The following is a 25,499-nucleotide window of genomic DNA, read 5'->3' on the forward strand; positions in this document are numbered from 1 at the left end:
TCAAGGCGCTCGTTAGAAGCGCCACAGGTGGAACTCATTGAAACGCCAAGGAACATCTCTTTGACGCGCATGTGATCTTGCGCGAACGCAGACCGACGTCCGGTGTCTGGATTGATGGCAATCCGGCAATGGCGGCGCCTTGCCAAAAAGATGGTCCTTGCCTTGAAACTGGTGGGAATTCGGTGTCGACCGTTATTCAGCTCAAGAAAGTCACCAAGTCCTATGGCGGCGCGGCCGCGCTGGACGCGGTCGATTTTGCCCTGCCCGACAATGCCTATATCTCGCTGCTCGGGCCGAGCGGTTCAGGCAAGACGACGTTGCTGCGCGTCATCGCCGGCTTCGAGGAGCCGGATTCCGGTTCGATCCTCTTTCACGGCAACCGTCTGGATGGAGTAGCCCCGCATGACCGTGGCATCGGCTTCGTCTTTCAGAATTTTGCTCTGTTTCCGCACCTGTCGGTCGGCGAAAACGTCGCCTTCGGACTGCGCAATCGCAAGGTCGATCCCGTGACCGATGCGCGCGTCCTGGCGAGGCGGGTTCAGGACATGCTGGCGCTGGTTGGTCTCAAGGGATTTGACGATCGCGCCGTCACCCAGATTTCCGGCGGCCAGCGCCAGCGCGTTGCCCTGGCACGCACCCTTGTCACAGAACCGAAACTGGTGCTGCTGGACGAACCGCTGGGCGCGCTCGATGCCAATTTGCGCGGCCGCATGCGAACCGAACTGAAAGCCATCCGCGAGCGTTGCGGCGTGACCTTTCTGCATGTCACTGGCAGCGAAACTGAAGCACTGGCGATGGGCGACCTCGTTCTCGTTCTCGATCGGGGTCGCATCGCGCAGGCTGCTGCTTCCGATATCGTCTACAATAGCCCGGCCACGGCGGCGGTTGCCCGCTTTCTTAATTGCTACAATCTGTTTTCCGGCGCCGTTATCGATGACAGCTTCGTCGGGGCTGCTGGCCGCTTTCCTCTGACCGCATCGCGCAAAAAGGCGCCGCAACCGGCCTATGCCATCCGTTACGACCGCGTTTCGGTCCGTCCTCGGGACGCGGCGATGTCTGATGACGAGGTCCGCATCGAAGCGGATTTCATCGCCAGCGAATATTCCGGCGCGGCGGTCAATTCCTTCTTCGCGCTCGATGACGGTCACGTCTTTGAGGTTGAATCCCATTTGAGCCACGCCCGCCCGCCGGCCTTTGTCGAAAAGGATCGCTATGCACTCGTCTGGAAGAAGGAGGACGCCCTTGTCTTCGGCTGATGTGACCTTCCCGAAACTTTTTGCCGGATATGCCAAGGGGAGCGAGAGATGACCATGGTTGCCACACGTGAAGAGGCGGTCGAGGAAAGCGTGGCCGCGCGCGGAACGACGGCCAAGACATTCTGGCTGCTGGCGCCGGGCATGATCTGGATGATCGCCTTCCTGGTCCTGCCGATCCTGATGATGGTCTATGTTTCCTTCTGGACGCAGACGACCTTCAAGATCGAGCCGACACTGACCTTGCAGAGCTGGATTACCTTCCTGACCAGCCCGACCTATCTCGGGGCGCTCTGGACGACGATCCGCATCTGGCTGCTCGTGCTGATCTCGACGCTCGTCGTCGGTTATCCGGCTGCGCTCTTTGTCGGGCTCCTCATCAAGAACAAGACGCTGCAGACCGTGCTGCTCGTTCTCTGCGTCATCCCATTTTGGACCTCGTTCCTGATCCGCGTTCTCGCCTGGCGGCCTATGCTCGGCACCGAAGGCGCCATCAACATGATCTTGATGAAGCTCGGCATCGTGCAGCACCCCATAGAGGTGCTTCTCTTCTCGGAGTTGTCGGTGATCATCGGCATGACGCAGATCTACTGCGTCTTCATGGTCGGGCCGATCGCCTTCATGATGGGCCGGATCGACGCCTCGGTCATCGAGGCCGCACAGGATCTCGGTGCCGGCTTCTGGCGCATCTTCCGCACCATCATCCTGCCGCTGTCCATGCCAGGCGTGGTGGTCGGTGCGATCTTTGTCTCCGTGATGGTTCTCGGCGAATTCGCAACTGCCGCTGCGCTCTCGGGCCGCAAGGTCAATCTGCTCGGAAATATCATCGTTACCCAGGTCGGCTCCTTGAAATGGGCTTTCGCGGCGGTGGCAGGCGTCATCCTGACGATCGTCATGGGCGCGGTCATTGCCGCCCTGCTCAAGGTCGTCGACCTCAGAAAGGAGCTTTGATCATGAACGCTGGCGGCATCAAGCTCGGCCTGGGTGTTTATACGGCCCTCTTTCTCGTCTTCCTTTACGGCCCCCTCGCAGTTCTGGCGATCCTGTCGTTCCAGACGGGGCCGGAGGGCGGTCCGCAATTCCCGATCATCGAATGGTCGACCTATTGGTATCAGCATCTCTTCGGGCTGACGCCGCCGTCGCGCATCGCTCCCCTGCCGATCGATCAGGCGCTGATCCGGTCGCTGGCTCTGGCACTGATGACCATGATCGTCTCGACCGTGCTCGGCGTGATGTCCGCGCAGGCGTTCCGCCGCAAGTTCCGCGGTTCGGGTGTTGTCTTCTATCTGATCGTTCTCGGCATGATGGTGCCGGGCGTGCTCGTCGGCCTCGGCATGGCGCTCGTCGCCAATGCCTTCGGCGTCGATCGGCACTGGTGGAGCACGGCCTTCGTCCTGCACGTGGTCTATACGTTCCCCTTCGCTTTCCTGGTGATGCTAGCGATCTTCAACCGGTTCGATCCGAGCATGGAGGAGGCGTCCTGGTCGCTCGGCGTCACCCCGGCCCGCACTTTCCGCAAAGTGACTTTCCCGCTGATCTTCCCCGGCGTTCTCTCGGCAATGCTCTTTGCCTTCACGCTCTCCTATGACGAATTCTCGCGGACGCTGTTTGCCTCCGGCCGCGAGTTGACGCTGCCGCTCGCGATCTACGGCACCTTTTCCGTCGAGGTTCATCCGAACGTCTTTGCCTTCGGTGTGCTCACGACGCTCTTCTCATTCGCGCTTCTCGGCACCTACGCGATCCTGATGGGAATGTCGGTTCGTCGAGCCAAGCGTATCCGCATTCAGGAGGACGCATGATGGCGAACAGACTTTCCGCAATCGTGACCGGCGCCGGCTCCGGCATCGGTCGGGCCATCGCACTCCGCCTTGCGGCCGACGGCTATGCGGTTCTGGTCAACGATCTCTCCGGCGAACGGGCTCAAGCCGTTGCATCCGAGATTGTCTCGGTGGGTGGTGCAGCGACCGCCATTGCTGGCGATGTCGCCAAGGCTGAGGACGTGGCTGCGATCCATGCCGCCGCCCAGGCCTCGCACGGTGACGTCGCGCTTCTCGTCAACAATGCCGGCATCGCGCATCAGGCGGCTTTCGAAGATCTCGAGCTTGCGGATTTCGACCGCATGTTTGCCGTACATGTGCGCGGTACCTTCCTGATGACCAAGGCCGTCATGCCGTCGATGCTCGCGCGTGGCGAGGGTGTGATCGTCAATGTCGCCTCCCAGCTCGGGCAGATTGGCGGTATCGAGCTCGTCCATTACTCCGGCGCCAAAGCCGCGATCATCGGCATGACCAAGGCGCTTGCGCGTGAGGTTTCCAGCCGTGGCGTGCGGGTCAATGCCGTCGCGCCGGGCCCAATCAACACGCCGCTGGTGCAGGGGCTTTCCGAGGAATGGCGCGAGCGTAAGAAACGCGAGCTGCCGCTCGGACGCTTCGGCGAGCCGGAGGAAGTGGCCGCGACCGTCGCTTTTCTGGTGTCGCCGGCCGCGAGCCTTTTCGTCGGCCAGACGCTTGGTCCCAATTCCGGCGACGCGATGCTCTGAAGAGGAGAAGTCTATGAACAGTCAAAACCAGCGCATTGTCATCGTCACCGGGGCGGGCATCGGCATCGGCCGGGCGGCGGCCAAGGCATTTGCCGCACTCGGCGACCATGTCGTCGTCACTGATATTCTCCAAAGCGAGGGCGAGAGCGCTGTTCGCGATATTCTGATCGCCGGCGGATCGGCTGAGTTTCGTCTCTATGACGTGCGTTCCACAGAGGCCGCCAATCGGCTGGTCGCGGATGTCGAGGCCCGCTTCGGCAAGATCGACGTGATCGTCGCCAATGCCGGCATCGCCCATCGCACGCCACTCGGCGAGCTCAGCGACGACAAATGGGACCTGACCATGGATGTCGATCTGAAGGGCATCTTTCGGCTGGCGCGCGCCGCGGCTCCTGGCATGCGCGCGCGCAAATCGGGAAGCATCATCGCCCTCTCATCGATCATGGGTGTCGCCTATGGATGGGACGAGCATGTCCATTATTCGGCGGCCAAATCTGGTGTTGTCGGGCTGGTCAGAGGGTTGGCCGTCGAGCTCGCAAGGGATGGCATCAGGGTCAACGGCATTGCCCCCGGCTATATCCGCACCGCGCAATTGCTTTCGGAAGAGAATTCGCTTGGTCCCGCCGGCGCGGAGAAGGCAGCCGAATTCATTCCGATGGGCCGGCTCGGCGAGCCGGAAGACATTGCCGATGTGATCGCATTCCTCGCGTCGAAGGGCGCGAGATACATGACCGGCCAGGTTCTGGTCGTGGATGGTGGCCTCCTCGTGGGGCGGTACTGATCGGCAGCGGCCAGGTAGCCGCGCGATGCAAGCAATGAAGCAGGCCCAGCAAGGGCTCAGGGAACAGCAATCAGCACTGGAGAAGATGAGATGTCCAAAATGGAAATGAACAGGCGCTCTCTGTTGAAACAATCGGCCGGCGTCATGGCGCTGGCGATCGGGGGCGGCACGCCGTTCCTGTCGTCGCGGGCGGCTTACGCGCAGGCAAGCGGTCTTGCCAAGGAACAGCTGCGCACGATCGGGCTTTCCGTCACCGTGCAGGAGCGGATCCTGGATGACTTCCGCAAGGTCAGCGGCGTCGGGCAGACGTCCGGCACGGCGGCGACCTTCCCAGACGCGCAGACCAAGATCCTCTCCGGTTCCAAGGATTATGATTGCTGGGAAATCATCGCCGAGCGGCTGCCGTCGATCGTCATGACCAACAATGTCGAGCCGATCCCGGCCGCCTCCTTGAAGAACTGGGCCAATATCCGCGACACCTTCACCACACCTTCCGACAAGTGGGACCCGAAGCAGCAGATCGTCGGGCAGATCTGGGCCGACGATGCCAAGACGACGCTGAACATGGTGCCTGCCGTCTATAACTACGACTCCATCGGCTACAATCCCGACGTTCTGTCGGCTGAGGAAGCCAATACCTGGGCGGCGATCTTCGATCCGAAATTCAAGGGCAAGTCCGGCCTCAATACCGATCCGCTGATCGCCTTCGGTCAGGCGATCATGGCGATGAACACGCTGGGACTTTCGAACGTCAAGAACCCGGCCAACCCGACGACGGCTGAAATCGACGAGGCCGCGAAGTTCCTGGTGTCTAAGAAGAAGGACGGCCAGTTCCGGGCGCTTTGGGGTGATTTCGGCGAGCTGGTCAACCTGATGGCATCGGGCGAGATGGTGGTCTGCGATGCCTGGCAACCGGCTGTCATGGCGGTCAAGGCTCAGGGCAAAGCTTGCAAATACGCCGTGCCGAAGGAAGGCTATCGCGGCTGGGCGATCGGGCCCTCGATGATCGCTGGCACCTCCAACAAGGAAGCCGTGATCGCCTATGCCGACTACTGGCTGTCCGGCGAACCCGGCATCACAGTGTCCGAGCAGGGCTACTACTCACCCTCGACCAATATCCAGAAGGTCATGGCGCCGGACAAATATGCCTTCTGGTACGAAGGCAAGCCTTGGGTGGGTGCTGCCGAGCGCGGCATCAAGGAGGGCGACCTGCGCGACGGCGGCTCGCTGGCAGAGCGCGCAAAGAACGTCGCCTACTGGCACCAGTGGCCGGATGAGTACGACCATCTCGTCCAGAAGTGGGATGAATTCCTCAATGCTTAATCCGGCGACGCAGGCTTCGGTCGTTCGTCTCCTGCCCTGTGGGGAGGCCATTCCGGCCTCTCCGCCCACGACTGGAGATCTCTCATGATTTATGACCTGGAACTCATCAATGCCGGCAAGGTCTACGACAATGGCACGCCCGCCGTCATAGACTTCAATCTGGCCATCGAAAAGGGTGAGTTCATCGCCTTTCTTGGCCCCTCGGGCTGCGGCAAGACGACGACGCTGCGCATGATCGCCGGCTTCGAAAGCATCTCCTCCGGCGACATGATGATCAAGGGCGAGCGCATGAACGATGTGCGACCGCAAAACCGGCCGACATCGATGATCTTCCAGAACTATGCGCTCTTTCCGCACATGACCGTCCGGCGCAACGTCGGATACGGTCTCGAGGTCAAGGGCATGCCGAAGGCCGAGCGGGATGCACGGGTCGACCGTATCCTCGCGACGCTCGGGCTTGAGGATATTGCCGAGCGCAAGCCGGACAAGCTCTCCGGCGGCCAGCGCCAGCGCATTGCGCTTGCACGTGGGCTGGTGGTGGAGCCGGACGTGCTGCTTCTCGATGAACCCCTTGGCGCGCTCGACGCCAATCTGCGCAAGGCTATCCAGAACGAGCTCAAGCTGCTGCAGAAGAGGCTCGGCGTCACCTTCGTCTTCGTCACGCACGCCCAGTCGGAAGCGCTGGCGCTGTCCGACCGGATCGTTGTGATGAACCAGGGTAGGGTCGAACAGATCAGCCCGCCGCATCAGCTCTATACCCGTCCAGACACGCCGTTCGTCGCACAGTTCATCGGCCGCAACACCATCTTCGAAGGCGAGGTTGCGGGCGTGCAAGCTGACAATACGCTCGTCTCGACCTCGTTCGGCATGCTGTCGGGCTTAGCCAATGGCGGTCTTTCGAGCAAGGTCAACATCGTCATTCCCTCGGAAGCGATCGAAGTCCACGCGACGGAAGGTGCTGCGCGAGACAGCCTCGCCGGCGCTTTCGGCGGCAATGTCGTTGGCGCTCGCGTCGATCGTTTCGATGTCGTCGGTCATATCTCGCAGATCGGCGTCAGCTTGCCCGATGGCCGAGGGCTCGCGCTCGAAGCGCATGTCGACAAATACCGGCCCGATCTCTTTCCCGTCGGCGCCGACGTCATGCTTACCTGGAACCCGGCCGACGCGACCGTCATTCCAGCTCACTGAGAACTAAAAACCTGATCGAAGGAGGTCATCCCATGGCAAAAGAAATCCTGTGCAGTTTCGGTGTCGACGTCGATGCCGTCGCCGGCTGGCTCGGCTCCTATGGCGGCGAGGATTCGCCTGACGATATTTCGCGCGGCCTTTTTGCCGGCGAAGTCGGCAGCCCGCGGCTGGTGAAGCTGTTCGAGCGGTTCGGCATCAAGACGACATGGTTCATTCCCGGCCATTCGATCGAGACCTTTCCCGAGCAGATGCAGGCTGTCGCCGATGCCGGTCATGAAATCGGCATTCACGGCTATAGCCACGAAAACCCGATCGCCATGACGCGCGAACAGGAAACCGAAATCCTCGACAAGTGCATCGAGCTGGTGACTAAGCTTTCGGGCAAGCGCCCCACGGGTTATGTTGCCCCCTGGTGGGAATTCTCCAACGTCACCAACGAGCTGCTCTTGGAGCGCGGCATCAAGTACGATCATTCGTTGATGCACAAGGATTTCACCCCTTATTATGTGCGGGTCGGCGACAGCTGGACGAAGATCGATTACTCTCGCAAGCCATCGGATTGGATGGTGCCTTTGAAGCGCGGCCAGGAGACCGACCTGATCGAAATCCCGGCCTCGTGGTATCTCGACGATCTCCCGCCGATGATGTTCATCAAGAAGTCGCCCAACAGCCACGGCTTCGTCAATCCGCACGATATCGAGCAGATGTGGCGCGATCAGTTCGACTGGGTCTATCGCGAGATGGATTATGCCGTCTTCCCTATCACCATCCATCCCGATGTCGCCGGCAGGCCGCAGGTGTTGATGATGCTGGAACGGCTCTACGCGCATATGATCAAGCATCCCGGCGTGAAGTTCGTGACGATGAACGAGATCGCCGACGATTTTGCCGCCCGCTTCCCGCGCGGCAAATAGCCAGCTAGTCTGGACAGGGCCAAGCCGTTTTCGGAAGGAATGACCATCATGTGCTCACTGTGCGGTGTTCTCGGTGGCAATGAGCATTGGACCGATGCGGCGGCCCGGCCGGGCGTTTTTACACGTAATCACGCCAGCCCGGAGCGGCGGCGTGAACGCGCCGAACGGGTACGCGCCGCCAACGAAATGCTTTGCGCCTTCGGGCTCATTCTCTCGGATTGGCAGGGTACGTCATTCGTCCTGTCGACGAGAACGGGCAAAAGCGAGATCATCGAGGATCTAGGCCATCTCTGGCCGGCGGCTGAAAAGCTCGTCGGCCGGCCGTGTGATCCCCTTGATGTGGCGTTCATTTCAAGAATGGAGGCACGTCATGGTGATTGAGCCAGACGGCTTTCTGCCGGTCAATCTTCTCACCGGCTTCCTCGGCTCCGGCAAGACGACGCTCCTGAGGCGGATTCTTGCGGATGAGGCATTTGCCGATACCGCCGTGCTGATCAACGAATTCGGCGAGATTGGGCTCGATCACTATCTTGTTGAAAGCGTTGATGGCGAGATGGTGCTTCTGCGCTCGGGTTGTGTTTGCTGCACGGTGCGCGGGGAACTCGCCACTGCGCTCAAGGAGCTCTATTCCAAACGCGAGCGCGGATTGTTGCCGCCATTTCGCCGCGTCATTATTGAAAGCACGGGCCTTGCCGATCCGTTCCCGGTCTTGTCCACGATCAAGGCAGACCCGGTGCTCAGGCACCATTTCCGCGCCGGCAACGTGATCACGACAGTCGATGCTGTCAACGGAGTGCGCCAGCTCGACACCTATATCGAATCCAACCGGCAGGCGGCGGTTGCCGATCGGCTCGTCATCACCAAGACCGATCTGGCGGATGATCGTGCAACACAGGCTCTTGAGGCGCGGCTTCGCACCTTGAATCCCGATGCGCTGCTTGTGATGGCAAGCGACGCCGATCTTGATTTGTCGTCGTTGGCGGACATGCGCGGCAATGCTTCGCCAAGCAACAATCTGTCGCCGAGCGGATTCTACTGTGAAGAGCCGCTGCAGCTGGTTTCGGCTGATGGAACACCCCATCAAGCGACGATTTCCTCGATCGCGCTGAGGGTCGACCGGCCGGTTGACTGGACCGCATTCGGCCTTTGGCTGACCATGCTTCTCAATCGTCATGGGGATCAGGTGTTGCGCGTGAAGGGTATCCTCAATCTCAAGGGCGAGGAGCGTCCCGTCGCGGTGCATGGGGTTCAACATCTGGTTCACCCGCCGGTGCATATGGAGGCTTGGTCTTCCGAAGATCGTGCCTCGCGTCTGGTCTTCATTCTGGATGGGCTGGATGGCGCGCTATTGAAACGGTCTTTCGAAGCCTTCACACTGGCTCGCATGCCGCCTGCCGTCCCATCCTTGGCAGCGGCGCAATAGGATAGTCGATCCGTTCATGAACAAGCATCAATCGATAGCGAAAACCGCGCCTGCTCCAGCACTGCATCTGGCAGGGCGGCCGCGCCTGCGCATTCTCGGCACCGCGATCTCGCTGCTGGAGGAGCTGCGGCTGCGGGCGGAGCAGGACCTTGGGATCGACGTGACCTTCGACAACAATGACTTCCTGACGACGCAATACAAGGCGGCGCGGGAGCCGGAAACCTACGATATTTACGATCAGTGCTTTCACAATCTCGATATCGTCTGGCATTGGCGTGCCATCCAGCCGATCGACACGCAGCGCATTGTGCTGTGGGACGAGGTCAACGATCTGACCAAGACCGGTCATATCGGACCCAATCCGCGGCTGGGGCTCGGTGATGTGCCGGCGCGCAAGCTCTTCGTTCAGCCTAATCTCGCCTTGGGCGATACGCCATCGCGCTTCATTTCCATGCTGCCGACCACGCATAATTTCGACAGCTTCGCCTATCGGAGCGACCTGGCGAAGAATGATGTCGGCATGCATTCCTGGAGCGCCCTTTTCGACGAGAGATGGGCCGGCCGCGTGGCCCTGGTCGACGAGCCCGCCATCGGCATATTCGATGCGGCACTCGCCGCACAGGCCGCCGGCCTGATGTCCTTCGATGATCTCGGCAATATGTCGGTGCAGGAGATCGATCAGCTGATCGATCTTCTCGAAGAGCGCAAGAAGGCCGGGTTCTTCCGTGGGTTCTGGAAGACCGCCGAAGACGCCGCGCGGCTGATGATCGCCGGTGAGACCAGTGTTCAAAGCATGTGGTCGCCGGGCATTGGCATCCTGAACTCCAAGGGCGTCCCGGTCGAGCAGGCCGTGCCCGCAGAGGGCTATCGCGCCTGGCATGGCGGCCTATGCCTGTCGAAACATCTCAACGGTCGCCTTCTAGATGTCGCCTACGACTATCTGAACTGGTGGATATCTGGCTGGCCGGGCGCCGTCGTCGCACGGCAAGGCTATTACATCTCGACGCCGCAACGCTCGCGTCAGTTCATGACCCCGGCGGAATGGGGATATTGGTATGATGGAACAGCGGCAGCGCAAGACCTGCCAGGCCCGGATGGGCAGACCAGGATAAGGGCGGGCTCGATGCGCAGCGGTGGCTCCTATTGGCAGCGCGCCAATTGCATTGCTGTCTGGAATACGACAATGGATGAGCACAATTATCTTGTGCGCCGCTGGATGCAGCTCGTCGGCGGCAGAGGAGAACAGAGCCTATGACACAGACACATCTCGGCAGGTCGATCGCGCAATTGTCGGTCTTGATCCAGTCTGGCTCCCTTGATCCCGTCACGCTTATCGAAGAGACCCTGGATGCGATCCGCGCCCATGAGGATCAAGCGATCTTCACGAGGCTGCTGGAGGACCGTGCAAGAGAAGAGGCCGCTGCTTCGTCGAAGCGGCTGCGGGAGGGGCGGTCACGCGGGCTGCTCGACGGTATTCCTGTCGCCTGGAAGGATTTGTTCGCCATCGCCGGCCTGCCGACTACGGCAGGTTCGATCGTCCTCGCCGATGCCGCGCCCGCGCAGGAGGATGCGGATGTCGTCAAGGCGCTGCATGCTGCGGGCATGATTGCCGTCGGCCGGGTCAATATGAGCGAGTTTGCCTTTTCCGGTCTTGGCCTCAACCCGCATTACGGTACGCCGCTCAATCCACGGGCGCCCGATGTCGCCCGGATACCAGGCGGCTCTTCCTCCGGTTCCGCCGTCGCCGTTGCCGCCGGCTTGGTGCCGGTATCGATCGGCACGGATACCGGCGGCTCCGTGCGCATTCCCTCGGCCTTCAACGGCCTTGTCGGTTACAAGGCAAGCCGTGGCCGCTACAGCATGGGCGGAGTCTTTCCTTTGGCGACCAGCCTCGATTCGCTCGGTCCCTTGTGCCGCAGCGTTCAGGATGCCGTCTGGGTCGATGCGGCAATGCGGGGCCATTTGGTCCCCGAGGTCATCCGGGCAAGTCCTATGGGGCTTTCGGTCGTCGTGCCGACCAACCTCGTCATGGACGAGGTCGAGGATGGCGTGGTGCAAGCTTTCGAAGCCGCAATCGCACGGCTGAGCGCAGCTGGGGTGACGGTGCGCCGAGCTGCTTTCCCGGCCTTTGACGCGCTCTTTCAGGTGATGGCCGAGCATGGGCCGCTGGTGACCGCAGAGGCTTTCGCGCTCCATCATCGCCGGCTGGCAGGACCTGAGGCTGAACGTATGGATCAGCGCGTCGTTGCCCGCACGCGCCTCGGCGAGAAGATCACCCTGGTCGGTTATCTCGAGATTCTGAAGGTGCGGGAGCAACTGATAAGAGACGTGGCAGGTATGCTGGAACCGAATGAGTTTGTGGCCTATCCAAGCGTTGCCCACGTGGCTCCCGCGCTTGCGCCGCTGGAGGCGGATGACGAGCTGTTCGTCAAGGTAAACTTCAAGACGCTGCGCAACACGCTGATCGGCAATTTCCTCGATTGGTGCGGCGTATCCCTGCCCTGCGGCGCCGGCGATGCCGGCATGCCGGTCGGACTGCTGCTGTCGGCTCCCAAAAATCAGGACGAGCGATTGTTGGCGGCGGCTTTGGCTCTGGAAGGCATCGTTGTCGGATAGGGCTGAACGACCAGTCGCTTCAAACGAAAAAGGCCGGATCAAATCCGGCCTTTCGAAATATCACTGCACTCGAAGCTCGATCAAGCCTGCAGGTTGTCCGCAGACATCTTGCCGGACTTGCGGTCCTTGACGAGTTCGTAGGAGATCTTCTGGCCGTCGTTCAAACCACGCATGCCGGCTCTCTCTACTGCGGAGATGTGGACGAAAACATCCGTGCTGCCGTCATCTGGTTGGATGAAACCAAATCCTTTCGTTGCATTGAACCATTTTACGGTGCCGGTAGCCATGTTGTCTTCCTTTAATCATTGACTTTGTCGTGACGAGCGCGACGAGCTCGCCTTCAGCAGCAGCAGAGATAGACGGCTCTTGACCGTTAGGAAAGAAGAATTTCAGTTCAATGACATTCTGATTTGTACTCAGCCGGCTTCAGACAACCAGAATGCGAGTGCGGTCATTGGAAATGGCGGTGCCTGCAGCCGATGATCTTATTCCGGCAACCCTGCCAGCTGCATGGCATCCGCGACCGCGTCGGAAATCGCCGACGCTATGCCAACCGCCGATGACCATCGGCTGATGGAGAAGCCTGGGTCGCATGCGAGCAATCGCTGGCCGGAAGCTCTCGCCTCTTCAAGCCGGCCGAGCCTGGCAAGCGGTGCTGCAAGCCATCCATGCAAAATGCTGAAGCCCGGATTCAGTTGAATCGCCCGGCGGCCCGCTGCGATCGCTTCCTCATGTCGGCCGAGCAGGAAATTTCCGAATCCGATAATGCCCTGCGGAATGCAGCTCATGGCATCGAGCGGGCTGAGGCGCATTGCCTGCTCTCCCCATGCGATGGCCCGCGCAGCGTCACCCCCGTAGGCAACGGGCACGCATCCGAATGAGTAGACGAAGGAGCACGAGGCGCTGAGTGCCAGGGCACGCTCGAAAGCTTCGTCGGCCAGCCTTCTATCCTGGGTCAGCAAGCCGATGGAGAAGCCCGCAAGCGCGAGCGCCATGGCGTCGCTCTGGCCATATTCGATTGCCGCAAGAGCATGATGGACGGATTTCTCGCGGCTCTCGGGACGCATGCCCCCACGCACAAAGATGCTCTGATGCGCCCAGGAGGCAAAGCCATGCGCAAGGGCATAGGCAGGCTCGATGGCAAGCGCCTGCTCCAGCAGCGGCAGCCCTTCGGCGGCGCCATCAGGCATGAAGGTATAGACATGCGGCATGGCGCGCAGCAGCAAATCGTAGGCATCGACATTGCCGGGTCGCTTGCGCCTGACCCTTTCGATCTCGGCCCGGCGCACATTGGGCTCGATGGCGGCAACGACGCTGATCGTGATCTCGTCCTGTAGCGCAAATATGTCGGTGAGGTCGCGGTCGTATCGTTCGGCCCAAAGATGGCTGCCATCCTCCGCATCGATGAGCTGACCGGTGATGCGCACGCGGTTTCCCGCCTTGCGCACGCTGCCCTCGAGCACATAGCGCACGCCTAGCTCGCGGCCGACCTTGGTCACGTCAACTGCGCGGCCCTTGTAGGTGAAGCTCGAATTGCGCGCGATGACAAACAGCCATTTGATGCGCGAGAGGCCGGTGATGATGTCCTCGACCATGCCGTCGGCAAAGTAATCTTGCTCCGGATCGCCGCTCATATTGTCGAACGGCAAGACGGCGATCGACGGGCGGTCGGGCAGCCCTAATCCGGCTGATGGGGTTTCCACCGGTACTGGCGCTTCAATGCCGCCTTCCTCGCGCACGGCGCCGAGAAAGCGGATGCCCTTGCGCATGATCGTGCGGATAAGCCGCTGCTCCTCGCCGCTGTCGTTAAGCGCGCTGCGCACGGCATTGATGCGGCTGCTGAGGGTGGCATCCGAAACGATGCGCCCCTGCCAGACCGAGCCCACCAGATCATCCTTGCTGACTACGCGGTCGCGATTGTAGATAAGATAACACAGAAGATCGAACACTTGCGGTTCGACACGAAGCAATTCGCTGCCGCGACGCAATTCGCGCCTGTCCTCGTCGAGTGCGAAATCCTCAAAATGATACAGCAAGTTAGATGTTCCGGTGTCGCGCTAGGATTGGCGGACCATCGGCACCGTAACAACCTCCGAGGCTAAAATCAAAGCCATCTGAAGGTAAAATCACAACCGTCTGAAGGTCATCTCAAAGCGCCGCCGGAAACGTTCGCTCATAGTGGGGGCGTCAAACAACACCACGTCAAACACAACTTCAAAGGAGAACTCAAATGTCGAATGTTTCTGGCAATGCAGCAGTCAAGTCGGTCGTTCTCGTTCATGGCGGCTTCGTCGACGGATCTGGATGGGAAGGCGTTCACAACCTCCTCAAGAAGGATGGCTATGACGTGATCGTGGTGCAGAACCCCACCACGTCCCTGGCCGACGATGTCGCCGTCACCAAGCGCGCCATCGCAGCTGCCGAGGGTGACGTCATTCTCGTCGGTCATTCCTATGGCGGTGCCGTCATCACCGAGACCGGCACCGACCCGAAAGTCGCCGGCCTGGTCTATATCACCGCCTTTGCCCCCGACCGTGGTGAATCGGTTGCCACGCTCATCTCCAACCCGCAGCCCGGCGATCCGGTACCGCCGATCGTTCCTCCCGTCGACGGGTTCCTGTTCCTGGATCGGGCGAAGTTTGCCGCCTCCTTCGCCGCAGACGTCGAGCCGGAGCTTGCCGCATTCATGGGTGCCTCGCAGGTGCCGTGGGGTATCGCAGCACTCGAAGGCAAGGTCTCCGAACCGGCCTGGAGAGTAAAGCCGAGCTGGTATCTCGTTGTTACCGAGGACAAGATGATCCCGCCGGCAGCGCAGCGTGCGATGGCCGGCCGTGCCGAGGCCACCACGAAAGAGGCTCCCGGCAGCCACGCCGTCTACGTCTCCAACCCGGGCGTCGTCGCTGATCTCATCAAGCAGGCGGCTGCCGGCACTCGCTAAAGCCGATCTCTCCTAGACTAAATGGAAATGCCCCGGCGTCTAAATCAGGCACCGGGGCATTCCGCGCATTAGAATGGGAATTAGTATTGCGATATTCGCGAACGAGGCTCTTCACGATGCCTGCGGCGTCGGCAGCATTCCGATGGGGAAAACACGGTCATAGGCGATGTTGAAGAAGAAGGCATACACCAGATAGAACGCGACGATTGCGATATCCATCGCGAGTGCCGTCATCAGGCTGATGCCGAGATACCAGGCGATGAATGGAATGAGCACCACGATCAAACCGGCCTCGAACAGGGCGGTGTGGGCGATGCGAATGGGTATGGTCTTCTGCACGTTGCCTCTGAGGTGCATCATGGCCCTGTCGAAACCAATGTTGAAAACGAAATTCCACACCGTTGCCGCCGTGGCGGAGATGATGCCGACAATGCCCATATGCTCGAGGGGCTGGTCGAAGAGCAAAGCGGCGCCAGGTGTAAAGATTGCCAGGCCGATGAGTTCGAACATGACCGCGTGTCGGACGCGGTCCTTAAAGCTACGCATTTCACTTCCTCTGTTGTTGTTGACCGTACTTCTATCTGATATTGGCGTTAGATAAAGTTAGATACTATCTGGGATATAGATAGATGACGGTTTCGCTGGAGCAATTGGAGGCTTTCGTCACCGCCGCGGAGGCAGGTTCATTTTCGGCCGCCGCCCGACATCTGCGCAAAGCGCAGTCTGCGGTAAGCCTGCTCGTCTCCTCATTGGAGGACGATCTCGGGATCAAGCTTTTCAGCAGGGCGACACGAAATCCGACATTGACCGAGGCGGGGAAAAGGCTGCTTCCGGAAGCCAAATTGCTTCTCGACCGCCGCGAACATCTGATCGGCGTGGCGCGAAGCTTCGAAGAGCATGTCGAGACGAGGCTTGTCGTCGCGATCGACGAACTCTACCCCGAACCTTCAACCGGGGCACTGTTTGCGGCCTTTGCCGATCGGTTTCCCCATGTCGAACTGGAGCTATTATTTCCCGCGACCAAGGATGTCGTCGGACTGGTTCTTGGCGGCAAGGCCGATCTCGGTGTCATGTGGCGCGAAGAGGATCTTCCACCGATGTTGGGTTTCCACACCATCGGCTGGGTCCCCCTCATCCTGGTCTGTGGCCGCGACCATCCGCTGGCAAAGTCTCCCGTTACCTGGGAAGAGCTCAAGCGTCACCGCCAGATCATGGTTACCAAGCGAAGCGATGGCACGGAAAAGCATCGCCTGCGGGTTGCGGCCGAGGTCTGGTGGGTCGAAAGCCATTGGGTCATCCTGCAGATCTTGCAGCAGGGTGTCGGGTGGTCGCTGATCCCGGCACACATCCTGGAAAACTCTCCCCTGGCTTCCAAACTGGCGACGCCTTTGCTCCAGTTCGACGAAGGTACGCATCCAGTGCCGCTTGAACTGGTCTGGCACAAGCAACGGCCCGCCGGGCCGGCGGTGAAGTGGCTTCGCGAACAGTTTGCGGCAAGTGGGATCGACTATCGCAAAGCGATACCCGACCCCTGAGGTGGACGGCGTTGCGGCCATCCACCTCGAGAAGCATTTGGCGGCTTCTAAACCACCGCCTCGTCCAGCTCCGTCCAGAAGCTCTCGGGAATCGCCGTTTTCGCCCAGGCCAGATTTTGCTTAATGCGCTCGACGCGGCTCATGCCGAGCACCGCCGCAGAGACGAGGGGATTGCGGAACGGAAACTGGATCGCCGCCGCCTGCAACGGAACATTGTGGCGCTTGCAGATTGCCTCGATCTTCTTTGCCCTTTCGACGATCTCAGGCGGAGGTGCGCCATAGTCGTAGGTTGCCGCCGAGCTGCCGGTGCCCGTTGCCAGAATGCCGGAGTTGAAGACGCCGACGGCCACGATCTCCACACCCTGCTTTTGCGCTTCCGGCAAGAGATCCGCCTCGGCGCTGCGATCGAGAAGCGTATAGCGGCCGGCCATCATGACGGCATCAAGGGAGCAAGCCTTGATGAACCGTGTCGCGACATCGCTCTCGTTGACACCAACGCCGATGGCATTGATGTGGCCGGCCTTGCGCAAGTCGTCGAGTGCGCGGTAGCAGCCCTCGATGGCTTCGTTGAATCGCCGCTCATAGGCATCGCCATGCGTGAAACGGTCTACATCGTGGATGTAGACCAGATCGAAGTCGGCTATTCCGAGCCGGCTTGCCGATTGCTCCAGCGACCGCATCGTGCCGGCGTAGCTATAGTCGAACACCGGCTTCAGACGGAGCGGTGACGCCCAGAGCCCATAGTCGACGGTCTCTCCATAAGGCGGCACCATATAGCGGCCGGCCTTGGTGGAGACCGTGACGGTCTTGCGATCGATGGTTCGAAGGAAACGGCCGAGGCGTAATTCGCTCAGGCCATGCCCATAGAGGGGCGCGGTATCGAAGTAACGCATCCCGCCTTCATAGGCCTCATCGAGGACGTCGGCCGCCTGCGCTTCTGTTACATCACGATAAAGCGTGCCGATGCCGCTCGCGCCAAAACCGAGGCGCGAGGCAAAGCCGATACGGCTCACCGAGGAACCGCTGGTCATGCGCTCGGCTCCTGGAATTCCGGCAGCCGGTAGGCCTCGATGGCATTCAGCCCGAAGATCTTCCTTCTCTCGGCATCGGTCAGATCCTTGATGCATTCCTGCAGGGCCTCGACCACCCTGTCATAACTTGCAGCGACAAGGCAGACTGGCCAGTCAGTGCCGAACATGCAGCGATCGGTTCCGAAGACCTCAAGCACTTCGTGCACATAGGGTTTCAGATCATCGGCGGTCCATGTCTGCCAATTGGCTTCCGTGACCATACCCGACAGCTTGCACCAGACATGATCGCGCTGGCCGCGAAATTTACGGATCAAAACGGCCCATTCCTCAAAGCCGTTGTTGCGGATCTCCGGCTTGGAAATATGGTCCAGCACGAAGCGCGTATCGGGAAATGCTTCGACTGTGCTGATGCAGGATGGCAGTTGCGGCAGGTTCGGCACGAGATCGTAGACAAGGCCCGCCTCTGCAACAGCACCAAGGCCTTTCTTGACATCAGGGCGCAGCAGCCAGTGCGGATCGCTCTCCGTCTGGATCAGATGCCGCACGCCGACGAGCCATTTGCCGTAGGCGGATGCCTGCAGTTCGGCGAGCGTCTGGGCGAGCTTGTCGTCGGTCAGATCGACCCAGCCGACGACGCCGGCGACGAAATCTGTTTCGTCCGCGGCTTTTATGAAGTCCCAGGTCTCGCCGAGATCGTTCCATGTCTGGACGAGGACCGTCCCCGTGATGCCGTTCTTCTCAAGGCTTGGCCTGAGATCGGCCGGCTCGAAGATCCTGTTGAGCGGCTCGAAGGGGCCGCTCAGCCAGCCATAATCGCCGCCGCTGGCGGGATCCCAGAAGTGATGATGGGAATCGATGATTGGGCTTGTCATGGATCAGATTCTCCTACCAGCGCTGATGGACATATTGCTTGATGTAGGTGTCGTAGATCGACTTGATCTCCCGCATCGCGCCCTCGGAAATTGCCGGAAGGCTTGCGGCTTCGGCGTTCGAACTGGCCTGCTGGGGATTGCGGGCGCCGGGAATGGCAACGGTGACGGCATCGAACATCAGGATCCAGCGAAGGGCAAATTTCGCCATGGTCGTATCGCCCGACACCAGCGGCCGCACCTTCTCCACCGCTTCCAGGCCGACCTCGTAAGGTACGCCCGAGAAGGTCTCACCGACATCGAAGGCCTCGCCATTGCGGTTGAACAGGCGATGATCGTTGGCTTCGAACTTGCTGTCCTTCTTGAACTTGCCGGAGAGCAGCCCGCTTGCGAGCGGTACGCGAGCGATGATCGCGACCTTCTTTTCCTCGGCCTGCTTGAAGAAATGTTCGATCGGGCGCTGGCGGAAGGCATTGAAGATGATCTGCACGCTGAGGACGCCGGGATATTCTATGGCCTTCAGAGCTTCCTCGATCCGCTCGACGCTGACGCCGTAATTGCGGATCTTGCCTTGCTCTGCCAGGCGGTCGAGGCGCTCGAACACTTCAGGGTGATAGTAGAGGTCGGTTGGCGGGCAATGCAGCTGCACCAGATCGAGGCAATCCGTCTCGAGGTTCTTGAGGCTGCGCTCGATCCAACCGTTGAGATTTTCACTGCTGTAGCCTCCGACCGATTGAGCGGGAAGGCGTCGGCCCGCCTTTGTTGCGATATAGGGACGCTCGCCGCCCCGCTCCCGCATGACCTTTGCGATCAGGCGCTCTGAATGGCCGTCGCCATAAACGTCAGCCGTATCGATGAAGGTAACACCCGTATCAAGTGCTGCATGAAGCGCGGCCAGCGCCTCTTCGTCATTGACTTCACCCCAGGCGGCGCCAATGGCCCATGCGCCGAAACCGATTTCGCTCACCTTGCGGCCGGTCCGGCCGAATTCCCTCGTTCGCATCTCTCACTCCCTCGTTTGCTATAGCCGGCACCGCCGGTTTTCGTACGGTTGGACTTGCTTGACATTCACAGTCGATCCAATTATCAGAAAACAGGGTTGTACGACAACCCGGTAAGTACGCAAAATCTACACTGGGAGGACGGGATCGTGCGATCAGCGATATTGGGAGGCATTTCTCTAGCGCTTGGCCTCGGCGCGTCTGCGCATCTGGCGCTGGCGGAAGACACAATCAAGATCGGCGTCGTCGCCGCCGAATCGGGCGCTTTCGTCTCGGCTGGCCACACGTTGCCCGCAGGCGTCGGGCTCGCGGTGAAGGAGATCAACGACGCCGGCGGCGTCAAGGTCGGCGACAAGACCTACAAGATCGAATTGCTGAAGCGCGACGACCGCACGGACATTTCGACGGCGATCGCGGCAACGCAGGAACTGGTGCGCGACGACAAGGTCGTGGCCATCTTCGGCTCTGAAACGCATGACTTCACGCTTGCGATGACCAAGATCACGCAGCCTGCGAAAGTGCTGCAGATCGCCGGCAACAGCACGCTTGCAAAAATCCTGAATCCACAGTCCGTCGCGCCTGGCGGCGAGGATCATTATCTCTTCCAGTCCGAGCCGCAGGAATTCCAGCGCTCCGGCTCGACCGCCCGCGGTGTGTTGAGCCTGCTGACACCACTGGTCGGCCACCCGTTGAAGAAATCCGTCGTCATCGTCGGCAACGACGCGACGGGACAGTTCCTGACGTCCTACTACGTCAAGGCTTTGAAAGCCGAAGGCCAGGAAGTGCCCGAAGTCATCTCCTATCCGCCTGACACGACCGACTTCTCGCCGTTCCTGACGCGCGCCAAGAGCCTCAATCCGGATGTGGTGCACTTCTGGTACAATGGCGACTCGACGCTTGCCGCTCTGCCGCAGGCTTTGGAACTCGGCGTCGCCCCGAGCTACTTCCTGTTCGGTGTCGATCCCGGCATCTGGAAGCAGCGTGGTCTCAGCGCCGATGTTCCGGTCGCCATGAGCTGCGTGCCGATCTGCTGGGGTGAATCCTCGAACGCCAACGCGAAGACCTATTTCAAGAACTACTTCGCAGCCGGCGCGCCTCAGGGTGTAACCTCTTCGGTCTCCTTGCTCTACTACGACTACGTCCACATGCTGGCCGAAGCCTGGGAGAAGGCCGGTTCGCTTGATCCGGATAAGACGGTCGCGGCTATGGAAACGATCCATCACAAGGGTGTGGTTTCCGACGACCTTTCCTTCAACAAGAGCCATCAGGTGACCCACGCAACGGAAGTCTGCGCGGCGGCACCTGGCGGCGACATCTCCTGCGCCATGCAGCAGCCACCCGCTGAGGCGCCTGCCGAGTAAACTGCCAATGCACTCCCGCCGGTGAGAGGTCACCGGCGGGAGTTTCGTCACAGAAACGGACGGGCATGCAAGGCCTGCGCAACAGCGAGACAGAGCTGTGGACATTCTCTTTCAGCAAATCCTCAACGGTCTATCGATCGCAAGCGTCATCACGCTGATCGCCGTTGGGGTCACCTTGATCTTCGGGCTGACCGGCATCATCAATTTCGCGCATGGCGAATTCCTGATGGTCGGCAGCATCGTGACGTGGCTTGCGGTGCAGGCAGGGCTCGGGTTTTTCATCGCACTTGTGCTGGCCGTCGTCGCTGTCGGTGCCATGGGGTTCGTTCTCGAGCGCGGGCTCTTCCGCTTCACGCTCACGCGACCGACCAATGGCTTCATCGTCTCGCTCGGCCTGATCGTCGTGCTGCAGCACATCGTCATCTTCTTCTACGACCCGAACCAGAAAAGCATTCCGCGCCCGCTGGCGGGCATCTGGAACGTCGGGGGCGTCCGCATCGCGTCCGTTCGCCTGATGGTCATTTTCGTTACGATCGCGGTGGTCGCGCTGACCTTCGCCATGGTAACCCGCAGCCGCTATGGCCGAGCGCTTCGCGCCGCCGTCGATGATCGCGATACGGCCGCGCTCATGGGCATTCCGGTCCGTCGCTATATCACCGGTGTTTTCGTTCTCGGCAGTGCGCTTGCGGGTCTCGGCGGCGCTCTGCTGATCGCGCTCTTCCCCATCACGCCATTCACCGGCGGAACGATGGTCATGAAGGGCTTTGCCGTGGCGCTTATCGGCGGTCTTGGAAACCTGACAGGCGCTGTCGTTGCCGGCCTCATCCTTGGCATCGTCGAAGGGTTCAGCGCCGGCTATGGCTTCTCCGAATGGACCGACGCCTACTCCTTCGCCCTGATGATCCTGGTGCTGCTCTTCCGCCCGAACGGTCTGTTCGGCGGCACGAGCGGCCCGAAGATGGCCTGAGGCACGAAAGACAAGATCATGAACAATTCGCTTTCGCCCTTTCGTTCCCTCATTCCGGCCCTGATCGTACTTGCCCTGCTGGCGCTGATGCCTGTCCTCGGACCCAGCAACCGAATGCTGTCGCTTGCCATTTCCGCCGGGATCAACATCGTTGCCCTTTATGGCCTTTCGGTCCTTTTCGGGCAGACCGGCATTCTCTCGATGGGGCATGCAGCGCTCGTCGGTGTCGGGGCTTACGCAGCGGCCATCCTTGCCCGTGATGCCGGCATCGGCTTCTGGGTGGCGCTTCCGCTCGGTGGGATCTTCGCCGCGATCGCAGCCGTCGTCATCGGCATACCCTCCCTGCGCGTCAGCGGCCATCACTTCGTCATCATGACCTTCGCCTTCGGGCAGCTGTTGACGATCGTCTTGACCAATGGCGGTGATTATACCGGGGCAGCAACCGGCCTTGACCTGCAGCTCCCGGTCAATGTCTTTGGCACGCGCGCCGACGATCTCCTGCCTTACTACTTCATCGTGCTGGCTTTCGTGACGCTGAGCGCCGTCGCAAGTTGGGCCATCATAAACTCGCGCTATGGCCGGACACTTCGCGCGATCCGTGAGAACGAAAAGCTCGCCGCTTCGCTCGGCATCAATATCGGTCGTCACAAGATCGGCGCCTTCGTCGTCAGCGGCGTCTTTGCGGGCGTATCGGGCGTCCTGCTTGCCTATTTCCTGCGGCATATTTCGCCCACCCAGTTTGCCTCCTTCCCGAGCATCTATTTGGCGCTCATGGTCATGATCGGCGGGGCAAGACTTCTGCTGGGGCCGATTGCCGGCGGCATTCTCGTTTCCTTTCTGCCGGAGATACTCAACCTCGATCCGGTCGAATCCCGCATTCTCTATGGCGTCTGCCTGATCGCGGTAATCCTGCTGCTGCCGAACGGCCTGATTGCCGGCCTCATCGACGGCTGGCAGCGACTTCTTCGCGGCTCGGGGCGAAAGCAGGCCGTGAGCGGCAATCATGCCTCGGAGGTTGGCCGATGAACGCTATTCTCGATATCAAGGGCCTGAAGAAGCAGTTTGGCGGCCTGACCGCGCTCTCCGGCGTCGATATCTCGATCGAAGAGGGCGAGATCCTTGGGATCGTCGGCCCGAACGGCTCCGGCAAGACCACGCTCTTCAACGTCATCACCGGCGTCTACAAGCCGACGGACGGCAAGGTCAGCTGGCGCGGCCGCGATATTACCAGCCTCGCCGCCCACGAAATATCGGGCGCCGGCATCGGCTATACCTTTCAGCAGGCGATGGCTTTTCCCGGACTGAGCGTGCACGAAAATGTTCAGATCGCCTGCGAACACGCCCGCAATACCGGTCGCCCCTACCCATGGACGACCCCGGCCGCCCTGCTCGCCTTCGTTGGTCTCACCGCGCTGGCAGACGAAAGAGCCGGCGTCCTGCCCTTCGGCAGCCTGCGTCTTCTCGGCATTGCGCTTGCACTGGCGACACGTCCGTCGCTCATCCTGCTCGACGAACCCGCAGCCGGTCTCAACGACAAGGAAACCGCGACGCTGGTCGGTCTCGTCAAACAGTTTCCTGGCCATGGCATCAGCGTCTGCGTCATCGATCACGACATGAAGCTTATGCAGATGCTCTGCAAGCGCCTCGTGGTCCTCGACTTCGGTTCGAAGATCGCGGACGGGCCGACGCAGGCCGTGCTTGCGGATCCTAAAGTCCTGGAAGTCTACCTGGGAGGCGCGCTGTGAGCCTGTTGACTGTATCGAATGTCACCACGGGATATGGCGCAACGGTCGTCAATCGCGAGGTTTCGCTGACGCTCGACGAAGGCGAGGTAATCACCATCCTCGGCCCCAATGGTGCGGGGAAATCGACACTGCTGCGCACCATCGTCGGCCTCGTCAAGCCGCGCGCCGGAAGCGTCACGTTCGCCGGCGAGGATCTGACCGGTCGCACGCCGGATATCATGGCCAAGCGCGGCGTGGTGCTGGTGCCGGAGGGACGGCGCATCTTCGCCGACATGACGGTGGAGGAAAATCTAAGCCTCGGCGCTTATGCGCGCCGTGATGCCGATGCAGTCGAAGTCGACGTGAAGACGATGGAGAGCTTTTTTCCCATCCTTGCGGCAAAGCGCCAACAGAAGGGCGGTTCGCTCAGCGGTGGCCAGCAGCAGATGCTCGCTATCGCTCGTGGCCTGATGGCACGACCGCGCGTTCTGCTTCTCGATGAGCCGTCGCTCGGCCTCTCGCCCCTGCTCGTCAAGGAGATCCGGGCCATCATCCTCGATATCGGCAAGAGCTTTGGCGCTTCGGTGCTACTGGTCGAGCAGAATGCCGGGCTGGCGCTATCCGTCGCAACTCGGGGCTATCTCATGCAGAATGGCCGTATTGCAACCTCAGGCCCCATCGAGGAGCTGAAGAACATGTCCCTCATGCGCGAGCTTTATCTCGGCGGCGTTGCGGAGCAGGTGTCGCCATGAGTGCAATCGCTCTTTCCTACGGCCGCGGCCATCTCGATATTACCCTTCCGGCCGCAGCGCAGCCGACGCTGATCCGCAAACAGGCACTGCCGAAGCTTGACGATCCCCGCGCTTCGATCGTTTCGGCCCTGGAGCACCCGATCGGTTCAGCGCCGCTCGCGGAGCTGGCCAGGGGAAGGACGAGCGCCTGCATCCTGATTTGCGACATCACGCGCCCCGTGCCGAACGGGCTGTTCCTGCGCCCGATGATCGAAACCATGATCGCCTCCGGCATTGCGAAAGAAAAAATCTCAGTGCTTGTCGCGACCGGCCTGCACCGACCGAACCTTGACGAGGAACTTGCCGAACTTGTCGACGACCCCTGGGTGCTCGCGAATGTGCGGGTGGAGAACCACTACGCCCGGGACGAGGCTGCCCATATCGATCTCGGCTTCACGAAAACTCGCCATACACCAGTAAAGCTCGACCGGCTCTTCATGGAGGCCGACCTGCGCATTGCGACCGGTCTTGTCGAGCCGCATTTCATGGCCGGTTGGTCTGGCGGTCGCAAGGTGATCGCGCCCGGCGTCGCTCACCACGAAACCATCCGTACTTTTCACTCTGCCCGTTTCATGGAAGATCCGCTGGCCGTCCAGTGCAACCTCGTCGGCAATCCCCTGCACGAGGAACAGCTCGAGATCGTCCGCATGCTGGGCAATGTCTATGCGCTGAATACCGTTCTGGACGAAGAGCGGGATCTTGTTTGTGTCACCTTCGGCGAGATCATCGCCAGCCATCAGGCGGCGGTCGATTTTGTCAGCGCAGCAACAAGCATCCCCTTCCCCCGGAAGTTCTCCACGGTCGTCACGTCCTCTGCCGGCTATCCGCTCGACAAGACCTACTATCAGACGATCAAGGGCATGGTGACGCCGCTCGATATTCTAAAGCCCGGCGGCACGCTGATCATTGCATCCCAATGCTCGGAAGGCTTCGGCTCGGAGGAGTTTCGTGAGGCGCAGTCAAGACTGGTCGAACTGGGTCCCGAACGCTTCCTTGCAACGCTGATGGCCAAGAGCCTTGCCGAGATCGACGAATGGCAGACGGAGATGCAGCTGAAGTCCATGCGGCTCGGCAAGGTCGAGCTCTATACGACCGGCCTCACCGCCGATGATCGCCGGCTGACGGGCGTGGACATGATCGACGATCTCACCGGTGCCATAGAGCGCAGCATTGCCAGAAGCGGCGATCCCCACGTCGCCATCATTCCGGAGGGACCCTATGTCGTGCCTCGCTTTGCCGCCTGAG

At 60.7% G+C, this 25,499-nt stretch carries 26 protein-coding genes; 20 read left to right on the forward strand and 6 right to left on the reverse strand.

Annotated elements, in window-relative coordinates; all coding sequences use genetic code 11:
• Positions 1 to 182 precede the first annotated feature (182 nt).
• From ACQZ6F_RS30695 to ACQZ6F_RS30750, 12 genes are all read left to right on the forward strand, one after another.
• Positions 183 to 1,256, forward strand: coding sequence for an ABC transporter ATP-binding protein (locus ACQZ6F_RS30695; protein WP_449094975.1), 1,074 nt, complete (start codon positions 183 to 185; stop codon positions 1,254 to 1,256).
• A gap of 54 nt (positions 1,257 to 1,310) precedes the next feature.
• Positions 1,311 to 2,204, forward strand: coding sequence for an ABC transporter permease (locus ACQZ6F_RS30700; RefSeq protein WP_449095066.1), 894 nt, complete (start codon positions 1,311 to 1,313; stop codon positions 2,202 to 2,204).
• Positions 2,205 to 2,206: 2 nt separating this feature from the next.
• Complete coding sequence (locus tag ACQZ6F_RS30705; protein WP_449094976.1) at positions 2,207 to 3,052, forward strand: ABC transporter permease; 846 nt, start codon at positions 2,207 to 2,209, stop codon at positions 3,050 to 3,052.
• The gene (locus ACQZ6F_RS30710; RefSeq protein ID WP_449095067.1) at positions 3,052 to 3,792 is read left to right on the forward strand and encodes an SDR family NAD(P)-dependent oxidoreductase; all 741 of its coding nucleotides are present in this window, start codon (positions 3,052 to 3,054) and stop codon (positions 3,790 to 3,792) included. The genes ACQZ6F_RS30705 and ACQZ6F_RS30710 overlap by 1 nt, the downstream gene beginning before the upstream one ends.
• Before the next feature lie 13 nt (positions 3,793 to 3,805).
• Positions 3,806 to 4,573: an SDR family NAD(P)-dependent oxidoreductase gene (locus ACQZ6F_RS30715; RefSeq protein ID WP_449094977.1), complete on the forward strand. Its 768-nt coding sequence runs from the start codon at positions 3,806 to 3,808 to the stop codon at positions 4,571 to 4,573.
• 90 nt (positions 4,574 to 4,663) lie between these two features.
• Positions 4,664 to 5,896, forward strand: coding sequence for an ABC transporter substrate-binding protein (locus ACQZ6F_RS30720; protein ID WP_449094978.1), 1,233 nt, complete (start codon positions 4,664 to 4,666; stop codon positions 5,894 to 5,896).
• A gap of 84 nt (positions 5,897 to 5,980) precedes the next feature.
• Positions 5,981 to 7,084, forward strand: a complete 1,104-nt coding sequence (locus ACQZ6F_RS30725; protein ID WP_449094979.1) for an ABC transporter ATP-binding protein — start codon at positions 5,981 to 5,983, stop codon at positions 7,082 to 7,084.
• Positions 7,085 to 7,116: 32 nt separating this feature from the next.
• The gene (locus ACQZ6F_RS30730; RefSeq protein WP_077470605.1) at positions 7,117 to 7,998 is read left to right on the forward strand and encodes a polysaccharide deacetylase family protein; all 882 of its coding nucleotides are present in this window, start codon (positions 7,117 to 7,119) and stop codon (positions 7,996 to 7,998) included.
• 48 nt (positions 7,999 to 8,046) lie between these two features.
• Entirely contained in the window at positions 8,047 to 8,379 is a 333-nt protein-coding gene (locus ACQZ6F_RS30735; RefSeq protein WP_449094980.1) for a hypothetical protein, read from the forward strand.
• Positions 8,369 to 9,421 carry a CobW family GTP-binding protein gene (locus ACQZ6F_RS30740; RefSeq protein WP_449094981.1) on the forward strand — a complete coding sequence of 351 codons (1,053 nt, stop codon included), beginning with the start codon at positions 8,369 to 8,371 and terminating at the stop codon, positions 9,419 to 9,421. The genes ACQZ6F_RS30735 and ACQZ6F_RS30740 overlap by 11 nt, the downstream gene beginning before the upstream one ends.
• Before the next feature lie 16 nt (positions 9,422 to 9,437).
• Positions 9,438 to 10,676: an ABC transporter substrate-binding protein gene (locus ACQZ6F_RS30745; protein WP_449094982.1), complete on the forward strand. Its 1,239-nt coding sequence runs from the start codon at positions 9,438 to 9,440 to the stop codon at positions 10,674 to 10,676.
• A complete protein-coding gene (locus tag ACQZ6F_RS30750) occupies positions 10,673 to 12,037 on the forward strand; it encodes an amidase (RefSeq protein ID WP_449094983.1) in 1,365 nt (454 codons plus the stop codon). The genes ACQZ6F_RS30745 and ACQZ6F_RS30750 overlap by 4 nt, the downstream gene beginning before the upstream one ends.
• Positions 12,038 to 12,117: 80 nt before the next feature.
• Here ACQZ6F_RS30750 and ACQZ6F_RS30755 read toward each other — a convergent pair whose 3' ends face one another.
• A complete protein-coding gene (locus tag ACQZ6F_RS30755; RefSeq protein ID WP_068389465.1) occupies positions 12,118 to 12,324 on the reverse strand; it encodes a cold-shock protein in 207 nt (68 codons plus the stop codon).
• Between the two features lie 198 nt (positions 12,325 to 12,522).
• The gene (locus tag ACQZ6F_RS30760) at positions 12,523 to 14,073 is read right to left on the reverse strand and encodes a winged helix-turn-helix domain-containing protein (protein ID WP_449094984.1); all 1,551 of its coding nucleotides are present in this window, start codon (positions 14,071 to 14,073) and stop codon (positions 12,523 to 12,525) included.
• Positions 14,074 to 14,267: 194 nt separating this feature from the next.
• Here ACQZ6F_RS30760 and ACQZ6F_RS30765 point away from each other — a divergent pair, with 194 nt between their 5' ends.
• A complete protein-coding gene (locus ACQZ6F_RS30765) occupies positions 14,268 to 14,975 on the forward strand; it encodes an alpha/beta hydrolase (RefSeq protein WP_449094985.1) in 708 nt (235 codons plus the stop codon).
• Between the two features lie 111 nt (positions 14,976 to 15,086).
• On the opposite strand, the gene ACQZ6F_RS30770 is transcribed toward ACQZ6F_RS30765, so the two are convergent.
• Positions 15,087 to 15,521: a PACE efflux transporter gene (locus tag ACQZ6F_RS30770; protein ID WP_449094986.1), complete on the reverse strand. Its 435-nt coding sequence runs from the start codon at positions 15,519 to 15,521 to the stop codon at positions 15,087 to 15,089.
• Between the two features lie 83 nt (positions 15,522 to 15,604).
• On the opposite strand from ACQZ6F_RS30770, the gene ACQZ6F_RS30775 reads away from it, so the two are divergent.
• Positions 15,605 to 16,510 carry a LysR family transcriptional regulator gene (locus ACQZ6F_RS30775; protein ID WP_449094987.1) on the forward strand — a complete coding sequence of 302 codons (906 nt, stop codon included), beginning with the start codon at positions 15,605 to 15,607 and terminating at the stop codon, positions 16,508 to 16,510.
• Between the two features lie 47 nt (positions 16,511 to 16,557).
• On the opposite strand, the gene ACQZ6F_RS30780 is transcribed toward ACQZ6F_RS30775, so the two are convergent.
• From ACQZ6F_RS30780 to ACQZ6F_RS30790, 3 genes are read right to left on the reverse strand one after another with little or no spacing between them, the layout of a single operon-like run.
• Entirely contained in the window at positions 16,558 to 17,541 is a 984-nt protein-coding gene (locus tag ACQZ6F_RS30780) for an aldo/keto reductase (RefSeq protein WP_449094988.1), read from the reverse strand.
• A complete protein-coding gene (locus tag ACQZ6F_RS30785; protein ID WP_449094989.1) occupies positions 17,538 to 18,413 on the reverse strand; it encodes an amidohydrolase family protein in 876 nt (291 codons plus the stop codon). Before ACQZ6F_RS30785 ends, ACQZ6F_RS30780 begins: the two co-directional genes overlap by 4 nt.
• A gap of 13 nt (positions 18,414 to 18,426) precedes the next feature.
• Positions 18,427 to 19,413 (reverse strand): aldo/keto reductase, encoded by a 987-nt coding sequence (locus ACQZ6F_RS30790; protein ID WP_449094990.1) that lies wholly within the window; start codon positions 19,411 to 19,413, stop codon positions 18,427 to 18,429.
• Between the two features lie 147 nt (positions 19,414 to 19,560).
• Here ACQZ6F_RS30790 and ACQZ6F_RS30795 point away from each other — a divergent pair, with 147 nt between their 5' ends.
• From ACQZ6F_RS30795 to ACQZ6F_RS30820, 6 genes are all read left to right on the forward strand, one after another.
• Positions 19,561 to 20,772 carry an ABC transporter substrate-binding protein gene (locus tag ACQZ6F_RS30795; RefSeq protein ID WP_068389485.1) on the forward strand — a complete coding sequence of 404 codons (1,212 nt, stop codon included), beginning with the start codon at positions 19,561 to 19,563 and terminating at the stop codon, positions 20,770 to 20,772.
• A 97-nt stretch (positions 20,773 to 20,869) separates the two neighbouring features.
• Positions 20,870 to 21,739, forward strand: a complete 870-nt coding sequence (locus tag ACQZ6F_RS30800) for a branched-chain amino acid ABC transporter permease (protein WP_077470616.1) — start codon at positions 20,870 to 20,872, stop codon at positions 21,737 to 21,739.
• Between the two features lie 18 nt (positions 21,740 to 21,757).
• Positions 21,758 to 22,765: a branched-chain amino acid ABC transporter permease gene (locus ACQZ6F_RS30805; RefSeq protein WP_449094991.1), complete on the forward strand. Its 1,008-nt coding sequence runs from the start codon at positions 21,758 to 21,760 to the stop codon at positions 22,763 to 22,765.
• Complete coding sequence (locus ACQZ6F_RS30810) at positions 22,762 to 23,484, forward strand: ABC transporter ATP-binding protein (RefSeq protein ID WP_068389493.1); 723 nt, start codon at positions 22,762 to 22,764, stop codon at positions 23,482 to 23,484. The genes ACQZ6F_RS30805 and ACQZ6F_RS30810 overlap by 4 nt, the downstream gene beginning before the upstream one ends.
• Complete coding sequence (locus tag ACQZ6F_RS30815; RefSeq protein ID WP_449094992.1) at positions 23,481 to 24,215, forward strand: ABC transporter ATP-binding protein; 735 nt, start codon at positions 23,481 to 23,483, stop codon at positions 24,213 to 24,215. Before ACQZ6F_RS30810 ends, ACQZ6F_RS30815 begins: the two co-directional genes overlap by 4 nt.
• Entirely contained in the window at positions 24,212 to 25,498 is a 1,287-nt protein-coding gene (locus ACQZ6F_RS30820; RefSeq protein ID WP_449094993.1) for a lactate racemase domain-containing protein, read from the forward strand. The genes ACQZ6F_RS30815 and ACQZ6F_RS30820 overlap by 4 nt, the downstream gene beginning before the upstream one ends.
• Position 25,499 lies beyond the last annotated feature (1 nt).

It is taken from the genome of Rhizobium sp. A22-96, assembly GCF_053521805.1.